Source organism: Achromobacter sp. RT286_PF (assembly GCF_059760425.1).
Map to the genome: position 1 here is coordinate 151,300 of NZ_JCBAMR010000004.1, position 25,472 is coordinate 176,771.

A 25,472-nucleotide genomic window follows, 5' to 3' on the forward strand; every position below is an offset into this window, starting at 1 on the left:
GCGCCACACGCACTGCGAAATGCTGATTTCTCATTTGTTCATATTGGATCAGGCACGCAGCCCGTCGTACGCGACATGAAATGAAAACCAGATATCCACATGCGAATTCAATCGTTCAAGCGCGCCGCCACGTGCGACAGACTTCAGGTCTTCCCAACGCGAATCCAGGAATTCCATGTCTCTTCCCTCAGTCACCGGCCTAGACCACTACATCATCCGGGTCAACGATCTGCAGGCGGCGACGGACCGCTACGTGAAGCTGGGATTCAGCCTGGCCCCGCAAGGCAGGCACCATCGCGGCACGCGCAATCAGACCATCATTCTTGATGCGAACTATCTGGAGCTGCTTTATTTCCCAGAAGAACTGAAAGCCGAGTCGCGCTTCAGCGGTTACGACGATGCCTACGAAGGCCCCGTCGCCACCGCGCTGCAAACCACCGACAGCACGGCCGTGCACCAGGAACTGGCGCGGTTGGGCATTACGGCTGACGATCCGCAAAGCGGCGGACGCCCCGTGCATCTGCCCGAAGGCAGTGAAGACGCGGCGTGGATCAACACGAATTTTCCGGCCGGCCTGTTGGGCGTGCCCGACTTCTTCACGTGCGGCCATCTGACGCGCCACCTGGTGTATCGCCCGCAATGGCAGGACCACGCCAATGGCGCTCGGCGCATCGAATCGCTGGTCGCCGTGCACCCCGATCCCGCCTCTTTGCGTGCGGGTTATGAGCGCGTGTTCGGCTCCATCGCCATCAGCGCGCTGCCCGACAACGGCCTGCAAGTGCGTCGCGGCAGCCTGCGCATCGACTTCCTCAGCCCTGCCGCGTTTGAACAGCGTTACCCCCGCGTTCGCGTTCCGGCCGGTTTGCCGGCGTCGGCGGGCGGCGGCTGGTTTGCCGGATCGGTCATCGGTGTGCGCGACCTGGCAAAAACGCGCGCGCTGTTCGACGCCAATCAAGTGAACTATCGCGCCAACGCCCAAGGCGAACTGGTGGTGCCGCCCGAGGCAGCCGCGGGTGCGCTGCAAGTTTTTGTGCAAGAGGCGGCCTGACATGAGCGACGTCCTGCCCGATTATTGGGACTGCTTCAGCACCGACTACGCGGCGGCGCGCGACGCCTTTGTGGCGATAGCCCAAGCGCGTGGCGCGGTGCTGTCCCGCCATGAACATCCCACGTTGAAAGACCCACACGGCCGCGCGCTGAGCGTGGATGTGGCCGTGCTGGGCCGCATCGACGCGCCCCGCACGCATCTGGCGATCAGCGGCACGCACGGGCTGGAAGGCGCGGCGGGCTCCGCCGTGCAGATCGGCTGGCTGCGCGCCGATGGCGGCACGCCCTTGCCGGACGACGTCAACGTCGTGCTGGTGCACGCGTTGAACCCGTACGGCTACGCATATGACTCGCGCACGACTGAAAACAACGTCGACCTGAATCGCAACTTCATTGACCATACGGGCCCCACGCCGGCCAACCCGCACTACGCCACGCTGCATCCGCACCTGATCCCGGCCGCCTGGACGGAATCCAGCCTGGCGGCCGGCGCGCGCGAGGTCGAAAAATTTGGCACGACCCACGGCGCCGACGTGCTGTTCAACACAACGGCCAGCGGCCAGTACACCCATCCGGACGGCCTGGTCTACGGCGGCAGCGGCCCCGAATGGTCCAACCGCATCTTGCGCCGCATCGTCGACGAACATCTGGCCGCCAGCCAACGCGTGTCGTTTATCGACTGGCACACCGGCATCGGTGAATACGGGGAACCGTTCTTCCTGTGCTTCAACGACGAAGGCAGCGCAGAACAGGCGCAGGCCGCCCAATGGTGGGGCGCCGAACGCGTGCGCGACCAGCGCCCGCATGGCCTGGCGCGACCCGACTACCAGGGCCTGGTGTTTCGCGGCGTGCAGCAGGCGTTGGGCAGCCGCCCCCTGGCAGGCGCCGTCGTGGAGTTCGGCACGCGTGGCTTGCAGATGCGGGCCGCGCTCAGGCTGGACCAGTGGCTGCGTTTCAAGGCCCCGCAGGCACCCGACGCCGCGCGCGACAAGCAGTTGCGCGCCGACCTGATCGACGCCTTCGTGCCGGTATCCAGCGTGTGGCGGCGCAGCGCCCTTGCCCATGGCCTTGCCATCACCCGCCAGGCGATTGCCGGCGTGGCGTCCTGGTAAGCCCGCGTCCTATTTGTTCCTATTTCTTCCTATTTTTTCCTATTCCTTTTTCCCTCAAGCATTCATGAAAGCAATCGTATTGCGTGAACACGGCGGCAACGACAAGCTCCGCCTGGAAACCGAATTCCCTGACCCCGTCGCCGGGCCGGATGACGTCGTCATTCGTGTGCGTGCGTCATCGTTGAACTACCACGACGTATTCACGCGCCGTGGCATGCCCGGCATCAAGTTGCCCTTTCCCGTGATCATCGGCCTGGACGTGGCCGGCGAGGTCGTGCAGACCGGCCAAAACGTCCACGACTGGAAAGCCGGCGACCGCGTGCTGGTGGACCCAATCGACCGTGTGGACGGCGGGCTGGTGGGCGAGACCATCCATGGCGGTCTGGCCGAGCTTTGCCGCGTACCCGCGCACCAGTTGATTCGGCTGCCCGACGAGGTCAGCTTCGAACAGGCCGCGGCGTTGCCGGTGGCCTATGGCACCGCGCTGCGCATGATGAACCGCATCGGCCAGATCCAGGCCGGCGAAAAAGTGCTGATCCTGGGTGCCAGCGGCGGGGTGGGCGTATGTGCGGTGCAACTGGCCAAGCTGGCCGGCGCCGAAGTCATTGCCTGCGCGGGCACGCCGGAAAAAGGCGAGGCGCTGCGCGCGCTGGGCGCCGACCACATCATCCTGTACACCGAGGATGACTTCCTGAAGGCTGTGCAGGAACGCTTTGGCCGCCCTGCCCGCCGTCGCGGCGCCAAGTCGGGCGGCGTGGATGTCGTGGTGAATTTCACCGGTGGCGACACGTGGGTGAAATCGTTGCGCTGCCTGCGCCTGGGCGGCCGCCTGCTGACCTGCGGCGCCACGGCGGGGTTCGACCCCAAGGAAGACCTGCGATACATCTGGACGTTCGAACTTCAGATACGCGGCTCGAACGGCTGGGACCGCGACGACCTGCATGAGCTGCTGGAGCTGGTGCGCAGCGGCAGGCTGCACGTGCAGGTGGACCGTACCTGGCCGCTGGCGCAAGGCGCTCAGGCATTGGCATCGCTGGAAGATCGCAAGATCGTCGGCAAAGTGCTGGTGACTTCATGAGCGCGGTGCTGAACGCCAGCCAGATACAGGCCAAATTCGACGATTCGCCCTTCATCGCATGGCTGGGCCTGTCTGTCAGCGCCGTGGATCACGAGCGCGGCGAACTGACCGTGCTGGCGCCGATGCGGCCGGAGTTCGAACGGGGTGCCGCCAGCGGCCAATGGCATGGCGGGCCGTTGGCCGCCGTGATCGACACGGTGGGCGATTTTGCCGTCGGCATGCTGCTGGGCCGTGGCCTGCCCACCATCAACTTTCGCGTCGACTACCTGCGGCCCGCCATCAACACCGGGCTGACCGCCGTGGCGCGCGTGCGCCGCAATGGTCGCAGCGTCGGCGTGGCGGATGTGGACCTCTACAACGATCAGGGCGCGCTTGTCGCCATCGGCCGCGCTACCTACGCCACGCTCAGCCAAGGCTGATAGCGCAACACCATAAGGATGCCCATCATGACTCAAGCCCCGCGCCTCGGAAGGCGCGCCTTCCTGACCCGAACCGCCGCAAGCGGCCTGGCCGCCAGCGCGCTGGGCGCGGTGCCGCGCACGCTGCTCGCCGCCACCGCCCAAGCGGGTACGGACGCCGGCCCGCCGCGCAAGGGTGGCACGCTGGTCGCGAGCTGGGGCGGCCTGGAGCCGCAAGCGTTGTTCGTGCCCGGCGGCGGCGGATCCAGCCCTTTTCAGACGTCCACCAAGATTCTGGAACGGCTGCTCAAGCTGGATGCCGACTTGAAATTCCAACCGGCGTTGGCGCTAAGCGTGACCCCGGCGGCGGACTTTCGCAGCTACACCATCAAGCTGCGCGAAGGGGTCACCTGGCATGACGGCACGCCCTTCACCTCCGCCGACGTGGTCTACAACGTGTTGCAGCACTGGAAGCCGATTTCCGCCGGCATCGCGCTGAAGTCGTTGACGGACGCCACTGCCCCGGACGCGCACACGGTTGTGCTGACGTTCAACGCACCGGTGCCGGAGTTCTTTTTGAAGTCCACGTTGTCCGGCCAGTATCAGTTGCTGGTTCCCAAGCATTTGTATGATGGCAAGGACCTGATCACCAATCCGCTGAACAACACGCCCATTGGCACGGGCCCATGGAAATACGGCAAATGGGTGCGCGGCAGTCACGTGGAATACCTGCGCAACGACCAGTATTGGAAGCCGGGAGAACCGAATCTGGACAAGCTGATCATCCGCTGGTGGTCCGACCCGGCCTCGCGCGGCGCGGCGTTGGAAACAGGCGAGCTGGGCCTGGCCTATTCCAACCCGGTGCCGGCGCGCGACATCGACCGCCTGGTCAAAACCGGCAAGGTCGTGGTGGACACGCGGGGCTACCAGAACACCGCGTGGACCGTCACGGTGGAATTCAATCAGCGCCGCGACATTGTCAACCGACGCGACGTCCGCCAGGCCATTCTTCATGCCATCGACCGCCAGTTCATCGTCGACACGATCTACTACGGCCGAGGCAAGCCCGCCATCGCCCCCGTCTTCAGCAGCAACCCGCTGTTCTACACCGAGGACGTGCCGCGCTACCCCTTCGATCCGAAGAAGGCCGCCGCCTTGCTGGACGCGGCGGGCCTGCCCGTCAAGGACGGCAAGCGCTTCACCGTGAACCTGGTGGCAGCCGCGTGGTTTGAAGAGAATGCCAAGCTGGGCCAGTACCTGAAGCAGGCGCTTGAAGACGTGGGTATCGCCGTGAAGCTGGATTCGGTGGACCGCGCCACGGCGCTCAAGCGCATTTATGGCGATTACGACTACGACATCGCGGTGGCCAACTTCACGTCGCCGCTGGAATTGGTGCCGACCGTGACGCAGTTCTTCACCACCGACGGCATCGTGAAAGGCGCCGCCTTCCGCAACGCCACGGGTTATTCGAACCCCGAGATGGACGCCGTGGTGGCCAAGCTGGCGGTCGAGACCGCGCCCGAGGCCCGCAAGGCGCTGGCCGCGCAATTCGCGCGCCTGGCCTCGACCGACGTGCCGCTTGTGCCGCTGGTTGAAATCCAGTCTTTCACGCTGGCCGGCAAGAACGTACGCAACTTCACCACCGGCGCCAACGTCCAGGGCGAAACCCTGGCAGACGTCTGGCTGCAAGCGTAAGAGGCCCGCCATGCCCGTGCGTCTGATCTTGCGCCGCCTGCTCCAGGCCGTACCGCTGCTGCTGGGCGTGGTGGTGCTTAACTTCGCCCTGATCCAATCCGTGCCCGGCACGTTTCTGGACGTGATGACGGCCGAGCAGCAGGTCACCGACCCGGCGCTGATCGAGCGGCTGCGCGTGACGTACGGACTGGACCAGCCGCCGACGGTGCAATTGCTGAAATACATCGGATCGGTTGCCAGCCTGGACTTCGGCTACTCGTACCGGCATAACTTGCCAGTGCTTGATGTGATCCTGGCGCACCTGCCGGCCACGCTGGTGCTGATGGTGGCCAGCATCGCCATCGCCGTGCTGGTGGGCATGGCGGCGGGCATCGTGTCCGCCATCAAGGTCAACACGTGGTGGGACAGTGCGGTCTCGGCGTTTGCCGTGCTGTGCTTTGCCGCGCCCAGTTTCTGGCTGGGCATCATGTTGATCATTCTGTTTTCCGTGAAGCTGGGCTGGTTTCCCGTGGGCGGCATGGTCACCATAGGCTTGGATGGCGGATGGTGGACGCAGGCGCTCGATGTGCTGCACCACCTGGCGTTGCCGGCCATTGCGCTGGGCCTGTTCTATTCGGCGGCGTATGCGCGCGTGATGCGGGCATCGATGCTGGAAGTCAGCCGCATGGACTACGTGCGCACCGCCCATGCCAAGGGCCTGACGCGTACGGCCGTGGTGCTTCGACACATTCTGCGCAACGCGATGCTGCCCATCGTTACGCTGCTGGGCCTGCAACTGGGTGCGGTGCTGGGCGGCAGCATCGTGGTCGAAGCTGTATTCAGTTGGCCGGGCATCGGCGGCGTGCTGTTCGACAGCGTCATGAGCCGCAACTACCCGGTGGTGCTGGGCATTCTGGTGCTCAGTTCCTTCGTGGTGGTGGTTGCCAACATCATCGTCGACCTGCTTTACACGCGGATGGACCCGCGCATCAAGGCTGCCTGATATGTGCACATCCCCTGCATTTTCCGCCGTGCCCGCTACCCGGCTTGCGCCCCCGCCCGCATCGTTCGCGGCCCGATTCATGCGCAATCGCGGCGCGGTGGCCGGCGCGATCGTCCTGCTGCTGGTGGCGCTGCTGGCGGCCGGCGCGGGCTGGCTGTATCCGACCAATCCGCTGCGTATTGTGGCTGCGCCGGAGATCTGGCCTTTTGAATCCTGGCGTTACCCCCTGGGCACGGATTCGATGGGACGCGACATTGCCGCCCTGATCGCGCACGGCGCGCGCGCCACGCTGTTGATCGGTCTGGTCGCGGCCGCCGCCGCCACGCTGATCGGCGTGAGCATCGGCGCGGCGGCCGCCTGGTTCGGCGGCTGGGTCGACGAAGCCCTGATGCGCGTCACCGAGCTGTTCCAGATCATTCCGAACGTGGTTTTCGTGCTGACGGTGGTATCGATTCTGGGACCGCATATCGAAGCCATCACGCTGGCCGTCGGGCTGGTGTCCTGGCCGCCCATTGCCCGGCTGACGCGCGCCGAATTCCTGTCATTCAAAGAGCGGGAATTCGTGCAGGCGTGCCGCGCTGTCGGCATGAACCCCTTGCGCATCGTGGCCGGCGAGATCCTGCCCAACGCGCTGCCCCCCGTCATCGTCATGTCGTCGCTGGTTGTGGCGGGCGCCATTCTGTATGAATCCGTCGTGTCGTTCCTGGGGCTGGGCGATCCCAACATTGCAAGCTGGGGCCGGCTGGTCGGCGAAGGCCGCAGCCTGATCCGATCTTCCTGGTACATCTGCGCCGTGCCGGGCGTGGCCATCATGCTTGCCGTGCTGTCGCTGAACCTGGTTGGCGACGGCCTGAACGACGCGCTTAACCCCAAGCTGCATAAGCAGTAAGCCCCCACCGCCGGAACATTTTCATGACGCATACCCTGAACAATCTGGGCGACCTGACGGCCCCGAGCGTGCCCGCCGATCTGCCCGCCATCGTAGACCTGCGCATCCCCGATGCCCCCGTCCATTACTCGCACGGGCAGATACGCGAACGCGCCTGCGGCGTGGCCGCATGGCTGACGGCACGCGGGCTGCCGGCGGGTTCGCGCATTGCCATCGCGGCGTTGAACCGCGCCGAATATCTGATTGCGTATTTCGGAATCATGCGCGCCGGCTTCGTGGCCGTGCCGATCAACATCAAGCAGACGCAAGAGAACATCGATTACGTCATCCGTGACGCGGACATCGCGCTGGCGTTCGTCGATACCGCACGCCGCGCATCGTTCGAGAACACCGTGCCCGTACTGGACTTCGACGACGCGGGGCCAGAGGGCTTTGCCGCGCAGATTCAGCCCGCGCACTTTGCCAGCGTCACGCCCGCTTCCGAAGACGTGGCGCAGATGCTTTACACGTCCGGTTCCACCGGCAAGCCCAAGGGCGTGCCGCTGACGCACGCGGGGCAGTTATGGGCGCTTGCCGCCACCTCGGGCGCCGCGCCCCGACGCGAGCGTCAAGAGCGCTATCTTCTGGCACAACCCCTGTTTCACATGAATGGGCTCTTCATGGCCAAGCGCGCGTTCGCCAGCAACAGCCTGCTGGTGATCCAGCCCGCGTTCGACGTCAGCGCCTATGCCGACGCGCTGGAACGCTATCGCATCACCGTGCTGACAGCCGTGCCGACGATGTTCGCGCGGCTGGTCAAAGAGCCCGGCTTGCTGCGTGACCGCGACTTGTCGGCCCTGGGGCGCGTCATGCTGGGTTCCGCGCCCATGACCGTCGCGCTTTATCAGCGCATACAAGAAGCGTTGCCGCAGGCCACCATCACGCACGGCTACGGCACCACGGAAGCCGGACCCGCCGTATTCGGCCCGCATCCCGCCGGCCTGCCCACGCCGCCGCTATCGGTGGGGCACCCCCTGGACCCGTCGCAAGTGCGATTGGCGGACGGCCCGAGCGCCGATGAGGGCGTGCTGCTGATGAACAACCCGGCCGTGTTGTCCGGCTATCACAACCTGCCTGAAAAAAGTGCGCAGGTGCTGCAAGACGGTTGGTATTACAGCGGCGACGTCATGCGCCGCGACGCGGACGGCTTCTATTATTTTGTCGGGCGCGCGGACGACATGTTCGTATGCGGCGGCGAGAACATCTATCCCGTTGAAGTGGAAAAGCTGCTTGAGTTGCATCCCGATGTGCGCCAAAGCTGCGTGGTGCCGCTGGCCGACGAAGAACGCGGCCAGATCCCGGTCGCCTTTGTCGTGCGCCGCGACGGCAGCGCGTTGGATGCCGACGGCCTGAAGCAACATGCCCTGGCCAATGGGCCCGCCTATCAACACCCGCGCCGCATCCGATTCGTCAGCGAATTGCCGTGGGCCGGCACCAACAAGGTGGATCGCAACGCCTTGCTGTTGCAGGCGCGCCAGCTGGAAGCGCATCAGGCATGGACAAGCTACGAAACGGAGGCCGCATGAGCCAGAACCAGAGCCAGAACCAAACCCCGGACAGTCTTGTCGGCAAGACAGCGTTGGTCACGGGCGCCAGCCGTGGCATTGGCCGCGCCATTGCGTTGGCGCTGGGCAAGCGCGGTGCGCATGTTGCCGTCCACTACAACGCCGCGGGCGACGCTGCGATTGAAGTCGCCGGCCTGATCCAGCGCGAAGGCGGCCACGCGTGGACGCTGCAAGCCGATCTGTCCCAGGCGGACGGGGCCGCCACGCTGGCGCGCGAGCTGCGCCGCACTTTGCTGGAACGCAATGGCGTGGATGGGCTGGACATTCTGGTGAACAATGCGGGCGTGGGGCTGCGCGCGCTGCTTGCAGATGTCACGCCGCAAGACTTCGACCGCGTGCTGCAAGTGAATCTGAAGTCGCCCTTTTTTTTGATCCAGCAGACCCTGCCGTTCCTGCGCGGCAACGGCCGCATCATCAATATTTCGTCGATGGGCACGCGGGCTGCCTACCCGGAAATGAGCGTCTATGCGCCTGCCAAGGCGGGGCTTGAAGCGTTGAGCCTGCTGCTGGCCCAGCAGTTGGGCGAGCGCGGCATTACGGTGAACGCGGTTTTGCCCGGCGCCACCAGCACGGACTTGAACCCACGTGCACGCGACCCGGAGCTTAGCCGCGTCATCGCCAAGAGCGTAGCGCTGGGCCGCGTGGGTCAACCCGAGGATATCGCCGACATCGTTGCTTTCCTGGCGTCGGATCAAGGGCGCTGGATCACTGGCCAACGCATCGACGCCACCGGCGGGCAGCGGCTGTAAATCTGGCGAGCGCGACGCGCTGCATCAATCCCCGCCGTCGCCGTTGCTGGCCAGGCGCGCCCCCGCGCGCACGATGCCGCAACGCTTGTGCGCCCGCATCACCACGCCGACTTCGCTGTTTAGCACGCCGTCCAGTTCGCCCAGGCGGCGTGTGGTTACTTCCCACAGATGCAGGCTGTCGCGGCACAGCACGTGCCAGAACAACTGCGACGCCCCGCTGGTGCCGAACAGGCAGCGGGTGTGCGGGTCCAGCGCCAGATGCGCCGCCATAGCGTCGACGGCTTGCGGCCGCACCTGCACCGAGATCACCGCCTCAACCGGAAAGCCCACCAACGCGGGCTCCACCTCAACGCGAAAGCTCAGTGCCCGGCGCTCGACCAGGTGGGAAAGCAGGCGCTGCGCGGTGGGTTCGCTGACGCCGGCCTGCTCGGCCAGTTCGGCCAGGCTGGCGCGGCCGTCGCGCATCAGATGGGCCACCATGCGCGACTCTGCATCGCTTAACGCGGCGGGCGGCTGGGCCTGCGGCGCGTCCGGCACGGCGTCCGGTTGCGCCTGGATGCGCCATTGCCCGGCACGACGAAATGGCCGCAGCACCAGCCGCGCTTCCACATGTTCGACGCCGTCGATAGACGGCAGCACGCGGGTGACCACGTCGGGCATGTCGGCCGCATCGGCCAGGGTCAGTTCGGCCATCAGATCGGCGGTGCCGGCCAGCGTGACGACCAGCTGGCTGATGTCCAACCTCGCCAACTGTTCGGCCACCTCAGGCACGCGGCCGGACCGGCAGCGCACCCACGCGTGCAACACCACGCCTTGCCCCATGGCCAACGGGTCGGGTTCGGCAATGACGCGCAGCGCATCGGCGTCCATCAGGCGGCGGATGCGACGCGCCACGGTGCGTTCGGCGATGCCGGTGGCCGCGCCCAGCTCGCGCCAGGATGCGCGGGGGTCTGCCTGCAACGCGATCAGGCAGGCCAGATCGGTGTCGTCCAGCGCTGGCATTAGGGGCTTACCCTTACTTGACGTGACCATATTCATTAATCTAACGTTCGAGCATTGATAAAAACACAAAATTAAACGGTCTTTTTGACTAAAAATAAATTCTTATGTTGAGGACGTCATGAGCAGCCCATCCGCGACCTTGCGCAGCAAGCAAGGGGCAAGCGCCGCGCCCGCCGCCGCGCTTGCCGCCGCGCCCATATCCCGGTCACGCACCATCCTGGCCGGTAGTGTAGGCAATGCGGTCGAATGGTTCGATTGGACCATCTACGCGTCGTTCGCCATCTTTTTTTCGGGCCAGTTCTTTCCAGAAGGCAATGAAACCACCGCGCTGCTTGCCACCTTCGGCATCTTCGCGGTGGGGTTTTTCATGCGACCGGTGGGCGGCTGGGTGCTGGGCATCTTTTCCGACCGCTACGGCCGCAAAGCCGCGCTGGGCCTGACTATTTTGATGATGGCGGGCGGATCGCTCATCATCGCCATCACCCCCACCTACGCCACCATCGGCCTGGCTGCCCCGCTGCTGCTGACCGCCGCGCGCCTCTTGCAGGGTTTGTCGCTGGGCGGAGAGTATGCCTCGGCCACGACCTTTCTGGCTGAAATGGCGCCGCCTGAAAAGCGCGGTTTCTATTCCAGCTTCGTGTTTTTCAGCGCCGCCGTGGGCATCCTGGCCGCGTCCGCCGTGGGCTGGATCCTGACGTCCACGCTGACCAAGGCCGACATGGCCTCGTGGGGCTGGCGCATTCCGTTCCTGATCGGCGCCTTCGGTGGGCTGGCCGGCATGTGGATCCGCCGTTCGGTACCGGAAACGGAGGCGTTTTCGCACGCCAAGAAGACCGGCATCGAAAAGCAGCCGCTACGCACGCTGCTGCGCGACCATCCGCGTGAAGTGCTGCGCATCGTGGGCTTCTCGGTGCTGACCACGTTTGCGTTCTACATCTTCGTGGCCTATGTGCCCACGTATGCCATCCGCCAGGTGGGCGCGGACCCCAAGACCGCGTTCGCCGCCAATACCGTGGCCTTGATCGTGTTCATGCTGGTGCAGCCGCTGTTCGGCATTTTGTCCGACCGCATCGGCCGCAAGCCGCAGTTGATCTTCTTTGCGGCCGGCTACCTGGTGTTCTTCTACCCGCTGATGACGACGCTGGGCCCGTCGTTTGGCTCGATCCTGGCGGTGGAACTGTTCGGCCTGGTGCTGTACGCCATGTACACGGCGATTGCGCCTGCCATCATGTCGGAACAATTTCCCACCAGCGTGCGCGCCGTCGGTATCGGCACGCCGTACAACCTGGTGGTGGCGCTGCTGGGCGGCACCACGCCTTACCTGCTGACCTGGTTGCAAAGCCGTGGCATGGAGCGCTGGTTCTTCTATTACGTGCTGGCTGGCGCCGTGATCACGTTGATCACCTTCATCCGCATGCCTGAAACAAAGGGCCAGACGCTGAAATAGCCGCAACGCGCGCCCTGCAAACGCAATGGCTTTCCGGTCCGGACAGGACCGGAGAGCTTTTCCTTTTTGAAGAGACTCATGCCCGCACAAGACCACACCGACCTGCATTTTCGAGACGCCCGCGAGCTGGCGCGCGCCATCCGTGAAGGCGAGCTGAGCGCCCGCCAGGTCACCACGCATTTCCTGGACCGCATCGAACGCGCCGCCCCGCTGGCCGCGTTTAGCGAAGTCACCGCCGAACGCGCGTTGGCGCAGGCCGACGCCGCCGACCGCCTGCGGGACGCCGGCCTGCTGCTGGGGCCCTTGCACGGCGTGCCGGTGGCCGTCAAAGACAGCGTGCAGTGGCAAGGCATACCGACCACGGGCGGATCCGAAGCGCGGCGCGGCGTGATCAGCGGCGACACGTCGACGGCGGTGCGCAGGCTGGCGGCCGAGGGCATGGTGATTCTGGGCAAGACGCGCATGACGGAATTCGCGTTCGGGCTGTCGGGGCAGAACCCCACCCAAGGCACGGCGCGCAACCCGTGGGACGCGAAGGTTGCGCGCGCGCCGGGCGGTTCGTCCAGCGGCGCGGGCGTGGCCATGGCGGCGGGGCTGACGGCCATTGCGCTGGGCGGGGACACCGGCGGTTCGGTACGCGCGCCGGCTGCGATGAACGGCGTGGTGGGCTTCAAGCCCTCTTCCGGCCTGATCAGCCGCGCGGGCTGCCTGCCCCTGTCGGACACGCTGGACGTGCTGGGGCCGCTCGCCCGCAACGTGGCGGACGCGCGCCTGTTGACGCAATTGCTGGCCGGGCCGGACGTGGACGACGCCGCCACCTTGGCGTTGCCCGCGTCCTGCGTGACCGCGCTGCGCCACCCCGCGCCGCGCCGGCCCCCCGCCGTTGCCGTGCTGGCCCCGCAAGCGTGGCCCACGCCGCTGTCGGACGCCGGCCTGGATGCGTGGCATCGGGCCCAAGAGCGACTGGCGCAAGCGGGCATTGCGCCCACCGCCTGGCATCCGCCCGCGTCGCTGTCCTTTGCGCGCATGGCCGATGACAACTCGCTGGTGCTGGCGTACGAGGCCTATGCCTATTACGGCGCGTTGGCCGAAAACCCCGCCGCGCCGTTGTGGGACGTGGTGCGGGCGCGCATCGCAGCGGGCGGCCGCATTGCGCGGGCGGACTACGAAGCCGCGCTGACCCGGCGCCAGGCCGACATGGCCGCCTTCGCCGCCGCCATGCAGGGGCTGGACGGGCTGTTGATGCCCGCGTGTGATCAGGCGGCGCAAGCGCTGGACGCCGAAGACGTACGCCACGTGGGCTTGGGCAAGCTGCTGCGCCCCGCCAACTTCCTGGGCGCGGCAGCCATCGCGCTGCCGGCGGGTGCGGACTCTGAAGGCATGCCGATGGCCGTGCAGCTGCTGGCCCCCGCCGGTGGCGATGCCGCCCTGCTGGACTGCGCGGCGGTGCTGGAGCCGGTGCTGTCGCCGACGCGGCGCACGCCGGACCTGTCGGCGTGGGGGCTGTAGGATCACGGGGCGCGCGCGTAACGTCGCGACGCAGCAACGCAAGCAACGCAGCAACGCAGCAATGCAAAAAAATGCCCCCGCCGGAGTCCGGTGGGGGCATTTTTTGTTCAGGACCCGGGCGTTGAAAGCCGGGTGGCTGAACGAAGGTGAAAGGAGGCTGCAGCTAACAGGCCCGCAATAGAAGCCAGCAGACTGGAGCCGACCGACAGAAGCCGGCCGACAGAAACCGCCCCGACTGCCGTCGCTTACAGCGCCTTCTTCAGTTCCTGGACCTTGTCCGTGGCCTCCCACGAGAATTCCGGCTCGGAACGGCCGAAGTGGCCGTACGCGGCGGTCTTCGCGTAGATCGGGCGCAGCAGGTCCAGCATGTTGACGATGCCCTTCGGACGCAAGTCGAAGTGTTCGCGCACCAGCTTGGCGATCTGGTCGTCGGGGATGACGCCCGTGCCTTCGGTGTAGACGGTGATGTTGATCGGTTCGGCCACGCCGATGGCGTAGCTGACCTGCACCTGGCACTGGCGCGCCAGGCCGGCGGCCACGATGTTCTTGGCCACGTACCGCGCGGCGTAGGCGGCCGAACGGTCGACCTTGGACGGATCCTTGCCCGAGAACGCGCCACCACCGTGCGGGCATGCGCCGCCGTAGGTGTCGACGATGATCTTGCGGCCGGTCAGGCCGCAATCGCCTTGCGGGCCGCCGATGACGAAGCGGCCGGTCGGGTTGACCAGGAACTTGGTTTGCGGCGTGATCAGGCCTTCGGGAAAGCTGGGCTTGATGATGTCTTCGATCACCGCTTCGCGGATGGTTTCTTGCGTGACTTCCGGCGCGTGCTGGGTCGACAGCACCACGGTATCGACTTCAGCCGGGCGGCCGTCGATATAGCGGAACGTGACCTGGGACTTGGCGTCCGGGCGCAGCCACGGCAGGCGGCCGTCCTTGCGCAGTTCGCTCTGGCGCTGCACCAGGCGGTGCGCGTACCAGATCGGGGCCGGCATCAAGTCGGGCGTTTCATCGCAGGCATAGCCGAACATCAGGCCCTGGTCGCCCGCGCCCTGGTTCAGATAGTCTTCCGAGCTGCGGTCCACGCCCTGGGCGATGTCCGGCGATTGCTTGTCGTAAGCAACCAGCACGGCGCAACCCTTGTAGTCGATACCGTATTCGGTGTTGTCGTAGCCGATGCGGCGGATGGTGTCCCGGGCGACCTGGATGTAATCCACGTTGGCGGTGGTGGTGATTTCACCGGCCAGCACGACCAGGCCGGTGTTGCACAGCGTTTCGGCTGCGACACGCGCGTTCGGGTCTTGCGTGAAGATGGCGTCCAGGATCGAATCGGAAATCTGGTCGGCAACCTTGTCGGGATGCCCTTCGGAGACGGATTCGGAAGTGAAGAGAAAATCGTTATTGGCCACAGATGCGTCCTTGGTGTCCGGCGTTGCCGGCGTATAGGTTCATGAGGCGCGTTGCACCCCGGACCGCATGAAATACGCTATCTGGGCGCGACGCTTTAGCGGATTTGGCAAAGGGCGCGCCATGCGCTGCACCCTTGCCGTCGCCCCGCAAGTTGTCGGTTAACTCGGCGACTGAGCGGATTTTAAGCGAAAATGCCGTTCTTATGCTCGCGGCGGGGGTGTAAACATATTCCCGAATACCGGCATAACCCTGCCCGACCTTTCCTATTTGCCGAATGCTGCTCGCCCTGTTCCGACTCTTTGCCGCCTTGCCGCTACCGGTTGCGCACGCCCTTGGGCGCGCCGCGGGGCTGGCCGTGTACGCCTGGCCCGGCAAGTATCGGCGCCGCCTTCAGGCCAATGCCGCCCAGGCCGGCTACCCCGGCGCGGCCTTCGCGCGCCGTGCCGCCGCCGAAACCGGCGCCATGATTCTTGAGAACCCCCGCGTGTGGTTCAAGAACGAGCAAAGCCTGGCGCAGGTGGTTTCCGACGACAACGCCGTGGTGGACACGGCGCGCGCCGAGGGGCGCGGCATCTTGTTCCTGACCCCGCACCTGGGCTGCTTCGAAATCACCGCCCGCTATCTGGCCCGCCAGATGCCCATGACGGTGATGTTCCGCCCCCCGCGCAAAGACGTGCTGGCCCCGCTGCTGGAGACCGCGCGCAACAGCTCCGCCGTCAATGCGGTGCCGGCCACCATGCAGGGCGTGCGGGAATTCGTGCGGGCGCTGCGGCGCGGTGAATCGGTGGGCATGCTGCCTGACCAGGCGCCCAGCGTGGGCGATGGGGTGTGGGCGCCGTTCTTCGGGCGCCTGGCCTACACAATGACGCTGCCCAGCAAACTGGCCACGCAGACCAACGTCCCCATCATCCTGACGGCGGGCGAACGCCTGCCCCACGGCCGGGGCTGGCGCATCCACTATGTGCGCGTGCCCGAGCCGCTGCCGGCCGATCCCACCGCGCAGGCGGCGCTGATCAACGCCGCGATGGAAACCCTGATCCGGCGCTGCCCCCAGCAATACCTCTGGAGCTACAACCGCTACAAGACCCCGCGCGGCGCGCCCCCGGCGCCCGACGCCGCCCCGTCGGCTCGCTGACGTTTTCTGGTTTCCGCCGCCCGGTCCACTCCCGACACGATGAAAGATTCAAAGACGCGTACGCTGGTTTCCCTGTTGAAATGGTTCGGCCGCATCCAGCCGTCGACGCGCTTGCGCATCGGCGCCGTGCTGGGTTGGCTGGCGCCCAGGCTGGCTAAATCCCGGGCGCGCATCGTGCGGCGCAATCTGGAATTGTGCTTTCCCGATCAGCCCGAGTCGGTGCGCGAGCAATGGGTGGCGGAACACTTCCGGGCGCTGGCGCAATCCATCGTTGATCGCGGCGTGCTGTGGTACGGCACGCCCCAGGCCATCAAGGACATGGTCACGCAAAGCGGGGCCGAGCGCATCAACGAACTGATCGCGCAAGGCCGTTCGGTGATATTGCTGGCGCCGCACTTCATCGCGCTGGATGCCGCCGCCACCCGCCTGACCATGGAAGTGCCCAGCGCTGCCACCATGTACACCCCGCAAAGCGATCCGCACATCGACGCGGTCGTGGCCGCCGGACGCGCGCGCTTCAACGAGGTTTTCCTGGTCAGCCGCAAGGACGGCGTGCGCGACCTGATCCGCCACCTGCGCGCCCCGCGTCCCGTCTACTACCTGCCCGACATGGATTTCGGCCGCCAAGGGTCGGTGTTCGTGCCGTTCTTCGGCGTGCAGGCCGCCACGCTGCTGGCCACCGCGCAACTGGCCCAGAAATGGAACGCGGCGGTGCTGCCCATCGTGGGCTTCTGGAACCCCGGCACCGGCCGCTACCATGTGGACGTGCTGCCCGCCCTGGCGGACTTTCCCGGCGACGCGTCCCTGGAAGAGGCCACCGCCCGGCTGAACCGAGAGCTGGAAACCTGGGTGCGCCGCTGCCCCAGCCAGTACTACTGGGTCCACCGCCGCTTCAAGACCCGTCCGCCCGGCGAAGCCAAGCTCTATTGATCTCGGCCGGCTGTCCGCGCCCGAATAATGGGCGATAATCGCCCGATGAACTGGAACTTCACCAAAATGCATGGCGCGGGCAACGACTTTGTCGTGCTCGACGGGGTCCGCCAGACCATCGAAATGACGCCCGAGCGTGCCCGAGCGCTGGGCGATCGGCACTTCGGCATCGGCGCCGACCAGATCCTGCTGGTCGAACGGGCTACCCGCCCCGATGCGGATTTCCGCTATCGCATTTTCAATTCCGACGGCAGCGAAGTCGAACACTGCGGCAACGGCGCGCGCTGTTTTGTGCGCTTCGTGCACGAACAAGGGCTGTCCGACCGTAATCCGCTGCGCGCGGAAATCGCCACCGGCATCCTGGTGCTGGACGAAGGCGACGACGAACAAGTCACGGTAGATATGGGCAGCACCCGGTTCGAACCCGAGGCCCTGCCATTCGACACCGCCGGCCTGCCTTCAGCGCGCGAAGGCGAAGACACCCTCTGGGAACTTGAACTGGACGCCCCCGCTGGCGTGCCCAACAAAGTGTGGCTGTCGGCCGTGGCCATCTCGAACCCGCACGCGGTTCAGGTGGTGGATAACGTGGACACCGCGCCCGTTTCCGTTCAAGGCCCGCTGATCGAAACCCACCCGCGCTTTGCCCGCCGCGTGAATGCGGGCTTCCTGCAAGTCATGGACCGCCACAACGTCCGCCTGCGCGTTTTCGAGCGCGGCGCGGGCGAAACGCTGGCCTGCGGCACGGGCGCCTGCGCCGCCGTGGCAGCCGGCATCCGCCGTGGCCTGCTGGAATCGCCGGTGCGCGTGCAAACGCGCGGCGGCGTACTGACCGTGGCCTGGAATGGCGACCAACTGCGCATGACCGGCCCGGCCGAATCCGTGTTCACGGGGCAAGTCGACATCGACAAGCTCGTCTTCTCCATGGCGCTGAACCGCTGACCCTATGACTGATACCGCTTTCACCGCCCAAGACATCGCCGCCTTCCTGCAAGACCACCCCGGCTTCTTTGACGAACACGCCGACGTGTTCGCCACCATGCAGGTGCCGCACCCGCATGGCTCGCGCGCCATCTCGCTGGGCGAACGCCAGATCCTGACCCTGCGCGAACGCAACCGCGAACTGGAATGGCGCTTGAACGAACTGGTGCGCAACGCCACCGCCAACGAAAGCATCGGCACGCATGTGGCCAAGTGGTGCAGCCGCCTGCTGTCTGAAAACGACGCGCAGCGCGTGCCCGGCGAAATCGCGCTGGGCCTGGCCGAACAATTCGACCTGAACCATGTGGCCCTGCGCCTGTGGGATTTGTCCGAGTTGGCGCCCACCGGTTATGGCGAGCCCGTCTCGCAAGATGTGCGCACGTTCACCGACAGCCTGAAGACGCCGTACTGCGGCACCGACACCGATTTCGAAGCGGTGGGCTGGCTGGACAGCAAGCCCAAGTCGCTGGCCCTGGTGCCCTTGCGCCTGGAAGCCGACGGCCCGGCCGTGGGCCTGTTGGTGCTGGGCTCCGACGACCCGGAACGCTTTACGCCCGAGATGGGCACGGCATTTCTGGAATCCGTCGGCCAACTGGCATCGGCCGCGTTGCATCGCTTGAACCCGGCCTCGCCCAAGGCCTAGCGCAACGCGACGGCGGGCGGACATGGACCAGAACTCGCACAACGCGCCCCCGCCCGGCAGTGCCCAGGACGGCGTCGATGCTGCGCCCGCGTCCGACAGCAAACGGTCCACCGTCGGCACCGTGCCTTTGCCCGACGGAGCAAGGGCAACCGCCGGCCCCTCGCAGCCCGACGCCGGCGACCAGGCGCTGCCCGAACCGATGCGCGCGTGGTTGCGCCATCTGGAAACCAACCGCCGCTATTCCGTGCACACGCTGAGCGGCTATCAGCGTGAGCTGCACTTTCTGCACCAACTGGCCGACCGCGCCGGCCTGCCGCTGGACAAGATCGCCAACGGCCATATCCGCCAATTTGTCGCACGCCTGCATGCCCAGGGCCGCGGGCCACGCAGCCTGGCGCGCACGCTGGCCGCCTGGCGCGGCTTCTACCAATGGTGGGCCCCCGCCGTCGACCTGGCCGGGAACCCCGTGGCTGGGGTACGCGCGCCCAAAGCGCCGCGTGGGCTGCCCAAAGCCTTGTCCGTAGAACAAACCCAAGCCCTGCTAGACCGCGCGCCCGCCAAAGTGGCCAACGAGCCCGTCGCGCTGCGCGACCAAGCGATGCTTGAACTGCTGTATTCCAGCGGGCTGCGCTTGTCAGAGCTGGTTGGGTTGGACTTGCGCTACACGCGCACCCCCGATTACGAATCCGCCGGCTGGTTGAAGCTGGAAGAAGCCGAGGTCGAAGTGCTGGGCAAAGGCGGCAAGCGCCGCTCGGTGCCGGTGGGGCAGGCAGCGATTGCCGCCTTGCAGAAATGGATTGCCGTGCGCCCGCAGCTGTCGCCCCCCCATCCGCTTACTCAGGACGCCTGCGCCTTGTTCCTGGGCGCGCGCGGCAAGCGCATTTCTCCACGCGTCGTGCAACTGCAACTGGCGCAGATCGCCCAAACAGCGGGCCTGCCCACGCATGTGCATCCGCACGTGCTGCGCCACAGTTTCGCCAGCCATGTGCTGCAGTCGGCGCAAGACCTGCGGGCCGTGCAGGAAATGCTGGGCCACGCCAATATCTCGACCACGCAGGTCTATACCCGCCTGGATTTCCAGCATCTGGCCAAGGCCTACGACCAGGCGCATCCGCGCGCGGGCCGCAAATCCTGAACGGGCGGGGCTTACCCGCCGCCCGCCAACATGCCGCCCAGCAGCATGACACCCAACAACATCACCGCCATCGCGGCCAGTGCCTCTACGCTGTAGCGCAATCGCGCCGCGCCCTTGCTGGACAAGCGCTGGCCGACGCGCGTGGCCGCGCCGCCGGCGGCAACCGCCAGGCAGGCCAACGCCGCCACCGTCAAACCGGTGCCGGCGCCCATGGCCAGCGCCGACGCCACGCCGGCCATAAAAAAGCCTTGCGACAACGCGAACACCAGCACGATCAACGCACCGCTGCACGGTCGCAAGCCCACGGCCAGAATGGCGGATGCGGCGCGACGCCAGCTCAAGTTGCCCGCCACCTGCTCAGGCGCGGGCACATGCGCATGTCCGCAACCGCAGTCGTCGTGATGATGATGGTGATGTTGATGCGGCAACCCCACCGTCACTGACGCAGCGGACGCATATACCGGGATCGCATTCAACGCCGCAGCGCCCTTTCGCGAGGCGCCCTTTGGCGGGGCGCCCTTTGGCGAGGCGCCCTTTGGCGGTGCGCCCTTTGGCGGTGCGCCCTCCGGCGGAGCGCCCCTCGGCGGCGATGCACCCGTCGTCAATCCGGCACCCGCCATTGGCACAGCGTGCGTGGACGCGGTGGCCGAAACCGTTCCTGCCACCGCCCCTTGGCGCCTGCCTGGCAGCAGCGGCCGAATCGCCTTGACCCAGACCAGCCATGCGCCCAGCAACGTCACCAGCGCATACGACGCCAGCTCAAGCGAACGCGTCGCCTGGTTCATCGTGGCGGCGGTGGCGTTGAACACCAGCGCCAACACCGCGACCAACACAATCGCCACCAGCGCCTGGATCAATGCGGACGCCAGCGCCAGCAGCGCGCCGTTGCGCGCCGTCTGCCGATTGGCCAGCACGTACGAAGAAATCACGGCTTTGCCGTGGCCGGGGCCCAGCGCGTGGAACACGCCGTAGGCAAACGACAGGCCGATCAACGTCCAGGCCGCGCCGCCATCGGCCTGCCAGGCGCGCACCGCGCCCGTCAGTTGACGGTAGAAATGGCTTTGCCAGATCGACACCTGACCGAAAAAACTGGCCAGCCAGCCGGGGCCGCCCATGCCCGTGCCGCTTTCCGGCACGCCAAACGGATGCGCGCCCTGCGCCGCGGCCGCGCCCATGCCGCCAAGCAGCAGCAATATCGCGAACCCCAGCACAGCACCGCCACGGGACAACGCTAAGGGCATTGCACCTCGATGCGGTGCGTCAGCCCTTTGGTGATGGCAAAAAGTTCGTCCGGCAGTGCCTCCGGATCGGCCGGGATTGCGGCCAATTGCTGCATGGTCTTCCAATCCAGTTCCTTGGGCTTGCGATAGTCGGATGTGCAGGCCGACGCCTTCGGGCCGGCCAGCGACACCGCGCCTTTCTCGTCGAACGCGTAAGCGACGAAATAGGTAGGGTCGTAAATGTCCACTTGCGCGCCCTCAGGGCCGATGGGCATCGGGCTCGCCAGCGGCAAGGTGAACGACAGCGTCAGGCGCGTCGTCTTCGGGTTCCAGTCAACACGCGCATCGCGCGGCGCCGCGAACGTAGCGGTCTGCCCGCCCACCGTGACGCGAGTGAAGTAGTGCGAGATCGGTTCGCCCAAGGACTTCATCCAGTCATCGGCCATGCCCTTCAAGGTGGCGGCGGGCAAGGCGCCGCCCTTGCCCTTGGCCATGCCCTGCGTGGCGTAAGCGCCGAACATTTCGTCAAACAGCCATACCTGGCGCACGGCGGTGACGCGCTGCTGCGCGTCGATGTCGACCACCGCCCGCGCATCGATCCACATGTGCGGATGCGCGCTGGCGGAGCCGGCCACCAGCATGGCCGTCGCGGCGGTCAGGGCTGCAAGGCCGCGGCAAGCTGACGTACGTTCCATTCAAACATTTCCATATAGGTCGCGCCGGGCTGTCCAGGCTTGGACAGGGCGTCGGAATAAAGCGTACCACCCACCTTGGCGCCCGTTTCCCGCGCAATCTGCTGCACAAGTTTGGGGCTGGAGATGTTCTCGACGAACACCGCGGGGACCTTGTCGCGCTTGACCTGTTCGATGATGCGGGCCACTTCGCCGGCCGACGGTTCGGCGTCCGTCGACACCCCCATCGCGGGGATGAACGACACCCCGTAGGCGTCGCCAAAATACCCGAACGCGTCGTGCGACGTCACCACCTTGCGGCGGTCGGCGGCAATGGCGGCAAACGTCTTCTTGGCCGAGGCGTCCAGCGCTTGCAGGCGGGCGATATAGGCGGCGGCGCGCTGACGATAGGCGTCGGCACGGGCGGGGTCGGCGGCGGCCAGGCCGTCGGCCACGTTGCGCGCATAGATCACGCCGTTGGCCAGGCTTTGCCATGCATGCGGATCGGCGTCGCCATGATGATGATGGCCATCGCCATCGCCGTGGTCGTGTTCGTGTTCGTGTTCAGCGTGCTTATGGTCGCCGCCCACCTGCGCGAACTTGCGCGGCGTGACGCCCTGTGAGGCCACGACCGTCTTGCCGGCAAAGCCCGACGCCTTCGTCAACTTCGGCAGCCAGGTCTCGAAATCCAGCCCGTTCACAAACAGCACCTGCGCGGCGGACAGCTTTTTTGCGTCGCCCGGCGTGGGTTCATATTCGTGCGCATCGCCGTCAGGCCCCACCAATGTAGTCAAGCTGACATCGTCGCCCCCTACTTCGCGAACGATATCGCCCAGGATGGAAAAGCTGGCCACGGCCTTAAGCGGTTCCGCGGCGTGCGCTGCGCCAAGGACAGCCGACAGGCACAGGCCCGCGACAGTCAACAGGGCGCGGCGGCGCGACGGCAGAATGGAACGCATGGCGAATCTCCTTGTGAACTCAGGCTTGGCGCGTACGGCGCGGTGCCCGCAGCAGCCCGCCTTGCGGGCCGCCAACGATGGAAAGCAGATAACAGGCGCCCGCCGCCAGGATGATCGACGGCGAGGCGGGTACGTTGAAGTGGTAGGACACGAGCAAACCGCTGACGGACGCCAGCACGCCGAAGCCGGCTGCCAGCGGAATCTGCCGGGCGGCCGAGCGCACCCAGAATCGCGCGGCGGCGGCGGGCAGCATCATGATGCCGACGACCATCAAGGTGCCCAGCACCTGGAAACCCGCCACCAGATTCACCACCACCAGCACCAGGAACCCCATATGCACCCAGCCGCCCCCGCCCCCACTGGCCCGCAGGAAACCGGGGTCCAGGCATTCGGCTACCAGCAGGCGGTAGATGGCGGCCAGCACCAGCAAGGTCACGCTGGCCGTGATGGTCACCAGCAGCAGCGAGGCATCGTCCAGGCCCAGCACCGTGCCGAACAGCACGTGCAGCAAGTCCATGTTCGAGCCGCGCAGGGACACCAGCAGTACGCCCAGCCCCAGCGATATCAAATAGAAAGCGGCAAAGCTGGCGTCTTCACGCAGCGGAGTCAGGCGCGCCACCAGGCCCGCCAGCAAGGCAACGGCCAGCCCGGTGACGATGCCGCCCAGCATCATGGCGCCCAGCGACAGGCCGGACAGCAGAAAGCCCGCCGCCACCCCCGGCAGGATCGCGTGCGACATCGCGTCGCCCATCAGGCTCATGCGCCGCAGCACCAGGAACACGCCCAAAGGCGCGGCCCCCAGCGACAAGGCACACGCCCCCGCCAGCGCGCGCCGCATGAATCCATAATCCATGAAGGGCGAAAACACCCATTGCGCCAGACTCATTCGTAGGCCCTCGCGTGCCACTGGCGCGCCATTTTCAGATTTGCGTCGCTTAGCGCGGTCGCGGTGTCGCCCCAAGAGACCACAGAGCCCGACAGCAGCAAGGATTCCGGGAAGTGGCCGCGCACCAAGTCCAGGTCGTGCAGCACCGCGATAACCGTGCGGCCCTGGCCATGCAGCCCGCATAGCAGGGCCATCAGGTCGTCGGCGGTATGGCTGTCGACAGCGGCGAAGGGTTCGTCCAGCAGCAGCACGGGCGCATCCTGCACCAGCATCCGCGCAAACAAGGTGCGTTGCATCTGCCCCCCCGACAAAGTGTCCACGCCGCGCCCGGCCGCATCGGCCAGACCGACGGTTTCCAGCGCGTGCATGCAGCGATCAAGCTCGTCGGCGGGAAAGCGCCGCCACGCGCCGACCCGGCGCCAGGCGCCCATGGCCACCAGGTCCAGCACCGTCACGGGAAACGCCCGGTCCAGTTCAGCCGCCTGCGGCAACCACGCCAGTTCGGAACGCCCGGCCCCGCTGATGCGCACGCTGCCCGTCATGGGACGCAGCACCCCCATGATTCCCTTGATCAGCGTCGACTTGCCGGCGCCGTTGGGCCCGACCACCGCCGTCATCCCGCCCGCGGCGAAGCGGCCCGACACGGCCTTCAGCGCGGGATGCCCGTGCCAGCCGAAGGACGCCCCGGACAGTTCGATCGTGACCGGCGCCACGCTCATCGCGGCCACCAATCCAGCGCCCAGCCCGTCAACACCCACAGCAAGGTTGCGGCCACCAACGCGACCGCCATGCGGCGCCAGGCGGATACGAGAAATGCAGAGCGAGGAGGCTTGCCGTGCCGCGGCGCGGTGCCGGACCGTGCGGGCAGAAGCGTGAAGTGAGACATGGGAAAGCGCAAACACCAAAAAGGACAAGCCGAAATCAAAGCCAGACGCCGCGAGATGCGGCGCCTGCGATTTTTACAATGTTATATCATAACTAAATCTGCTTGATTCCGGCGGGGCTGCCCGCATATACGACTTTTCTGCTACCTTCCAGGCATCTCGCGCGCGTCGCGCGCGTCTTTCATTCAGATAAAGTCCGCCATGCCCGCTCCGCCCCGCCCCCCCCGCAGCGACACCGTAGGCGCCCAGCTCAGCGTCGCCGAAACGCTGTGCGAGCAGCGCGGACGCCGCCTGACGCCCATCCGCCGCAAGGTGCTGGAACTGCTGCTGCGCCATGGGCGCAGCCTGAAGGCGTACGAGCTGCTGGACGCCATGCGTGAAGTCCACCCCGGCGCTGCGCCCCCCACCGTGTACCGCGCGCTGGACTTCCTGATGGATGAAGGGCTGATCCACCGGCTGGACGCAGTCAACGCCTGGAGCGCCTGCCACGACGCTGGCGGCGCGCCCCACGACCTGCTGGTGGTGTGCACCGGTTGCGGCGCGGTGGCCGAAGTGTCCGACCCCGCCATGAGCCGCCAACTGGCCGAACGTGTCGCCCAAACGGGCTACGCCCTGGCCACACAAGAAACCGAGATCCGGGCGCTCTGTCCCCAATGCCAGCAAAAGCAGCCCGCTGACGCCGGCCATCATCACCACCACCATTGAACCGGCTGCGGCGCGGCGCCCGCGCCGCCATGCCGCGCTGCCCACGTCTGCCCGCCCGTGTCCGTGTCGACGTTGCCAGGCCCCCGCTTGCCGCAACGCCAATTTGCCAGGCACCGGACAAGGTCCGGTCGCGACGAGGTCGCACCGACTCTTGAAATCCGGAAAACCGCCCCAAAATAGTGATATCGCCGGATACTTTCCAGGCTACAGACGCGATCCGGCGGGCTTCGGCCCCTGGGTTGACCCGGGGTTTGCCCCCTGCCCCCGACTGTGCTGTAATCCTGCGTCCGGCCGCTGTTGGCGGCCCACGCAGCCTGTGGCAAACACCATCCTGCACGGGGCAAAACACCCTGTCAGGGCCTGTGTTGAATGCCTAGACTTCAGCCTTGACTTCACGCTAGCAG

General features: G+C 66.3%; 25 protein-coding genes. 17 read left to right on the plus strand and 8 right to left on the minus strand.

What is annotated here, in order from left to right; translation table 11 throughout:
• Positions 1-48: 48 nt before the first annotated feature.
• Positions 49-177: a hypothetical protein gene (locus AC6LJY_RS05885; RefSeq protein WP_255444113.1), complete on the minus strand. Its 129-nt coding sequence runs from the start codon at positions 175-177 to the stop codon at positions 49-51.
• Between AC6LJY_RS05885 and AC6LJY_RS05890 the strand changes: the two genes are divergently transcribed.
• The 9 genes from AC6LJY_RS05890 (at position 176) to AC6LJY_RS05930 (ending at position 9,554) form a co-directional block, all read left to right on the plus strand.
• Positions 176-1,048 (plus strand): VOC family protein, encoded by an 873-nt coding sequence (locus AC6LJY_RS05890; RefSeq protein WP_498135466.1) that lies wholly within the window; start codon positions 176-178, stop codon positions 1,046-1,048. The genes AC6LJY_RS05885 and AC6LJY_RS05890 overlap by 2 nt on opposite strands.
• 1 nt (position 1,049) lies before the next feature.
• Complete coding sequence (locus tag AC6LJY_RS05895) at positions 1,050-2,159, plus strand: M14 family metallopeptidase (RefSeq protein ID WP_498135467.1); 1,110 nt, start codon at positions 1,050-1,052, stop codon at positions 2,157-2,159.
• Positions 2,160-2,223: 64 nt separating this feature from the next.
• Positions 2,224-3,237, plus strand: coding sequence for a quinone oxidoreductase family protein (locus AC6LJY_RS05900; RefSeq protein ID WP_498135468.1), 1,014 nt, complete (start codon positions 2,224-2,226; stop codon positions 3,235-3,237).
• Positions 3,234-3,656 carry a PaaI family thioesterase gene (locus AC6LJY_RS05905; protein ID WP_046803002.1) on the plus strand — a complete coding sequence of 141 codons (423 nt, stop codon included), beginning with the start codon at positions 3,234-3,236 and terminating at the stop codon, positions 3,654-3,656. The genes AC6LJY_RS05900 and AC6LJY_RS05905 overlap by 4 nt, the downstream gene beginning before the upstream one ends.
• A gap of 27 nt (positions 3,657-3,683) precedes the next feature.
• Entirely contained in the window at positions 3,684-5,330 is a 1,647-nt protein-coding gene (locus AC6LJY_RS05910) for an ABC transporter substrate-binding protein (protein ID WP_498135469.1), read from the plus strand.
• A 10-nt stretch (positions 5,331-5,340) separates the two neighbouring features.
• Positions 5,341-6,312 carry an ABC transporter permease gene (locus AC6LJY_RS05915; RefSeq protein ID WP_498135470.1) on the plus strand — a complete coding sequence of 324 codons (972 nt, stop codon included), beginning with the start codon at positions 5,341-5,343 and terminating at the stop codon, positions 6,310-6,312.
• A 1-nt stretch (position 6,313) separates the two neighbouring features.
• On the plus strand, positions 6,314-7,201 hold the full coding sequence (locus AC6LJY_RS05920) for an ABC transporter permease subunit (RefSeq protein WP_314355278.1): 888 nt from the start codon (positions 6,314-6,316) through the stop codon (positions 7,199-7,201).
• A gap of 23 nt (positions 7,202-7,224) precedes the next feature.
• Positions 7,225-8,766: a class I adenylate-forming enzyme family protein gene (locus AC6LJY_RS05925; protein WP_498135471.1), complete on the plus strand. Its 1,542-nt coding sequence runs from the start codon at positions 7,225-7,227 to the stop codon at positions 8,764-8,766.
• Complete coding sequence (locus tag AC6LJY_RS05930; protein ID WP_314355276.1) at positions 8,763-9,554, plus strand: SDR family oxidoreductase; 792 nt, start codon at positions 8,763-8,765, stop codon at positions 9,552-9,554. Before AC6LJY_RS05925 ends, AC6LJY_RS05930 begins: the two co-directional genes overlap by 4 nt.
• Positions 9,555-9,578: 24 nt before the next feature.
• Here the strand turns inward: AC6LJY_RS05930 and AC6LJY_RS05935 are convergent, their stop codons facing one another.
• Positions 9,579-10,592, minus strand: coding sequence for an Lrp/AsnC family transcriptional regulator (locus tag AC6LJY_RS05935; protein ID WP_046802997.1), 1,014 nt, complete (start codon positions 10,590-10,592; stop codon positions 9,579-9,581).
• Between the two features lie 82 nt (positions 10,593-10,674).
• Here AC6LJY_RS05935 and AC6LJY_RS05940 point away from each other — a divergent pair, with 82 nt between their 5' ends.
• Together AC6LJY_RS05940 and AC6LJY_RS05945 are read left to right on the plus strand one after the other, a co-directional pair.
• The gene (locus AC6LJY_RS05940; protein ID WP_046802996.1) at positions 10,675-12,003 is read left to right on the plus strand and encodes an MFS transporter; all 1,329 of its coding nucleotides are present in this window, start codon (positions 10,675-10,677) and stop codon (positions 12,001-12,003) included.
• A 78-nt stretch (positions 12,004-12,081) separates the two neighbouring features.
• Complete coding sequence (locus tag AC6LJY_RS05945) at positions 12,082-13,512, plus strand: amidase (RefSeq protein ID WP_498135472.1); 1,431 nt, start codon at positions 12,082-12,084, stop codon at positions 13,510-13,512.
• A 245-nt stretch (positions 13,513-13,757) separates the two neighbouring features.
• Here AC6LJY_RS05945 and metK read toward each other — a convergent pair whose 3' ends face one another.
• Positions 13,758-14,921 (minus strand): methionine adenosyltransferase, encoded by a 1,164-nt coding sequence (gene metK, locus AC6LJY_RS05950; protein ID WP_046802994.1) that lies wholly within the window; start codon positions 14,919-14,921, stop codon positions 13,758-13,760.
• Positions 14,922-15,196: 275 nt separating this feature from the next.
• Here metK and AC6LJY_RS05955 point away from each other — a divergent pair, with 275 nt between their 5' ends.
• The 5 genes from AC6LJY_RS05955 (at position 15,197) to xerC (ending at position 19,743) form a co-directional block, all read left to right on the plus strand.
• Positions 15,197-16,057 (plus strand): lysophospholipid acyltransferase family protein, encoded by an 861-nt coding sequence (locus tag AC6LJY_RS05955; protein ID WP_104142578.1) that lies wholly within the window; start codon positions 15,197-15,199, stop codon positions 16,055-16,057.
• Positions 16,058-16,096: 39 nt separating this feature from the next.
• Positions 16,097-16,987: a lysophospholipid acyltransferase family protein gene (locus tag AC6LJY_RS05960; protein ID WP_498135473.1), complete on the plus strand. Its 891-nt coding sequence runs from the start codon at positions 16,097-16,099 to the stop codon at positions 16,985-16,987.
• A gap of 27 nt (positions 16,988-17,014) precedes the next feature.
• Positions 17,015-17,926, plus strand: a complete 912-nt coding sequence (dapF, locus tag AC6LJY_RS05965) for a diaminopimelate epimerase (RefSeq protein ID WP_498135474.1) — start codon at positions 17,015-17,017, stop codon at positions 17,924-17,926.
• Between the two features lie 4 nt (positions 17,927-17,930).
• A complete protein-coding gene (locus tag AC6LJY_RS05970) occupies positions 17,931-18,608 on the plus strand; it encodes a DUF484 family protein (protein WP_046802990.1) in 678 nt (225 codons plus the stop codon).
• A 199-nt stretch (positions 18,609-18,807) separates the two neighbouring features.
• Positions 18,808-19,743, plus strand: a complete 936-nt coding sequence (gene xerC / locus AC6LJY_RS05975) for a tyrosine recombinase XerC (protein ID WP_046803134.1) — start codon at positions 18,808-18,810, stop codon at positions 19,741-19,743.
• Between the two features lie 11 nt (positions 19,744-19,754).
• On the opposite strand, the gene AC6LJY_RS05980 is transcribed toward xerC, so the two are convergent.
• The 5 genes from AC6LJY_RS05980 to AC6LJY_RS06000 are packed head-to-tail and all read right to left on the minus strand — an operon-like array spanning position 19,755 to position 24,198.
• Complete coding sequence (locus AC6LJY_RS05980; RefSeq protein WP_498135475.1) at positions 19,755-20,984, minus strand: nickel/cobalt transporter; 1,230 nt, start codon at positions 20,982-20,984, stop codon at positions 19,755-19,757.
• Positions 20,975-21,568, minus strand: coding sequence for a DUF1007 family protein (locus tag AC6LJY_RS05985; protein WP_498135510.1), 594 nt, complete (start codon positions 21,566-21,568; stop codon positions 20,975-20,977). Before AC6LJY_RS05985 ends, AC6LJY_RS05980 begins: the two co-directional genes overlap by 10 nt.
• Before the next feature lie 50 nt (positions 21,569-21,618).
• Positions 21,619-22,593 carry a metal ABC transporter substrate-binding protein gene (locus AC6LJY_RS05990; protein WP_498135476.1) on the minus strand — a complete coding sequence of 325 codons (975 nt, stop codon included), beginning with the start codon at positions 22,591-22,593 and terminating at the stop codon, positions 21,619-21,621.
• Positions 22,594-22,612: 19 nt separating this feature from the next.
• A complete protein-coding gene (locus AC6LJY_RS05995) occupies positions 22,613-23,479 on the minus strand; it encodes a metal ABC transporter permease (protein ID WP_498135477.1) in 867 nt (288 codons plus the stop codon).
• The gene (locus tag AC6LJY_RS06000; RefSeq protein ID WP_498135511.1) at positions 23,476-24,198 is read right to left on the minus strand and encodes a metal ABC transporter ATP-binding protein; all 723 of its coding nucleotides are present in this window, start codon (positions 24,196-24,198) and stop codon (positions 23,476-23,478) included. Before AC6LJY_RS06000 ends, AC6LJY_RS05995 begins: the two co-directional genes overlap by 4 nt.
• Before the next feature lie 366 nt (positions 24,199-24,564).
• Between AC6LJY_RS06000 and AC6LJY_RS06005 the strand changes: the two genes are divergently transcribed.
• Positions 24,565-25,068 (plus strand): Fur family transcriptional regulator, encoded by a 504-nt coding sequence (locus tag AC6LJY_RS06005; protein ID WP_046802984.1) that lies wholly within the window; start codon positions 24,565-24,567, stop codon positions 25,066-25,068.
• Positions 25,069-25,472 lie beyond the last annotated feature (404 nt).

Coding starts and splice junctions, on each gene's coding strand:
- AC6LJY_RS05990 (WP_498135476.1), bottom strand. CDS start 22,593: ATGCGTTCCATTCTGCCGTCGCGCCGCCGCGCCCTGTTGACTGTCGCG.
- AC6LJY_RS05910 (WP_498135469.1), top strand. CDS start 3,684: ATGACTCAAGCCCCGCGCCTCGGAAGGCGCGCCTTCCTGACCCGAACC.
- AC6LJY_RS05920 (WP_314355278.1), top strand. CDS start 6,314: ATGTGCACATCCCCTGCATTTTCCGCCGTGCCCGCTACCCGGCTTGCG.
- dapF (WP_498135474.1), top strand. CDS start 17,015: ATGGGCGATAATCGCCCGATGAACTGGAACTTCACCAAAATGCATGGC.
- AC6LJY_RS05915 (WP_498135470.1), top strand. CDS start 5,341: ATGCCCGTGCGTCTGATCTTGCGCCGCCTGCTCCAGGCCGTACCGCTG.
- AC6LJY_RS05895 (WP_498135467.1), top strand. CDS start 1,050: ATGAGCGACGTCCTGCCCGATTATTGGGACTGCTTCAGCACCGACTAC.
- AC6LJY_RS05955 (WP_104142578.1), top strand. CDS start 15,197: ATGCTGCTCGCCCTGTTCCGACTCTTTGCCGCCTTGCCGCTACCGGTT.
- xerC (WP_046803134.1), top strand. CDS start 18,808: ATGCGCGCGTGGTTGCGCCATCTGGAAACCAACCGCCGCTATTCCGTG.
- AC6LJY_RS05890 (WP_498135466.1), top strand. CDS start 176: ATGTCTCTTCCCTCAGTCACCGGCCTAGACCACTACATCATCCGGGTC.
- AC6LJY_RS05925 (WP_498135471.1), top strand. CDS start 7,225: ATGACGCATACCCTGAACAATCTGGGCGACCTGACGGCCCCGAGCGTG.
- AC6LJY_RS05995 (WP_498135477.1), bottom strand. CDS start 23,479: ATGAGTCTGGCGCAATGGGTGTTTTCGCCCTTCATGGATTATGGATTC.
- AC6LJY_RS05940 (WP_046802996.1), top strand. CDS start 10,675: ATGAGCAGCCCATCCGCGACCTTGCGCAGCAAGCAAGGGGCAAGCGCC.
- AC6LJY_RS05970 (WP_046802990.1), top strand. CDS start 17,931: ATGACTGATACCGCTTTCACCGCCCAAGACATCGCCGCCTTCCTGCAA.
- AC6LJY_RS05905 (WP_046803002.1), top strand. CDS start 3,234: ATGAGCGCGGTGCTGAACGCCAGCCAGATACAGGCCAAATTCGACGAT.
- AC6LJY_RS05985 (WP_498135510.1), bottom strand. CDS start 21,568: ATGTGGATCGATGCGCGGGCGGTGGTCGACATCGACGCGCAGCAGCGC.
- AC6LJY_RS05930 (WP_314355276.1), top strand. CDS start 8,763: ATGAGCCAGAACCAGAGCCAGAACCAAACCCCGGACAGTCTTGTCGGC.
- AC6LJY_RS06000 (WP_498135511.1), bottom strand. CDS start 24,198: ATGAGCGTGGCGCCGGTCACGATCGAACTGTCCGGGGCGTCCTTCGGC.
- AC6LJY_RS06005 (WP_046802984.1), top strand. CDS start 24,565: ATGCCCGCTCCGCCCCGCCCCCCCCGCAGCGACACCGTAGGCGCCCAG.
- AC6LJY_RS05900 (WP_498135468.1), top strand. CDS start 2,224: ATGAAAGCAATCGTATTGCGTGAACACGGCGGCAACGACAAGCTCCGC.
- AC6LJY_RS05960 (WP_498135473.1), top strand. CDS start 16,097: ATGAAAGATTCAAAGACGCGTACGCTGGTTTCCCTGTTGAAATGGTTC.
- AC6LJY_RS05935 (WP_046802997.1), bottom strand. CDS start 10,592: ATGAATATGGTCACGTCAAGTAAGGGTAAGCCCCTAATGCCAGCGCTG.
- AC6LJY_RS05980 (WP_498135475.1), bottom strand. CDS start 20,984: ATGCCCTTAGCGTTGTCCCGTGGCGGTGCTGTGCTGGGGTTCGCGATA.
- AC6LJY_RS05945 (WP_498135472.1), top strand. CDS start 12,082: ATGCCCGCACAAGACCACACCGACCTGCATTTTCGAGACGCCCGCGAG.
- AC6LJY_RS05885 (WP_255444113.1), bottom strand. CDS start 177: ATGGAATTCCTGGATTCGCGTTGGGAAGACCTGAAGTCTGTCGCACGT.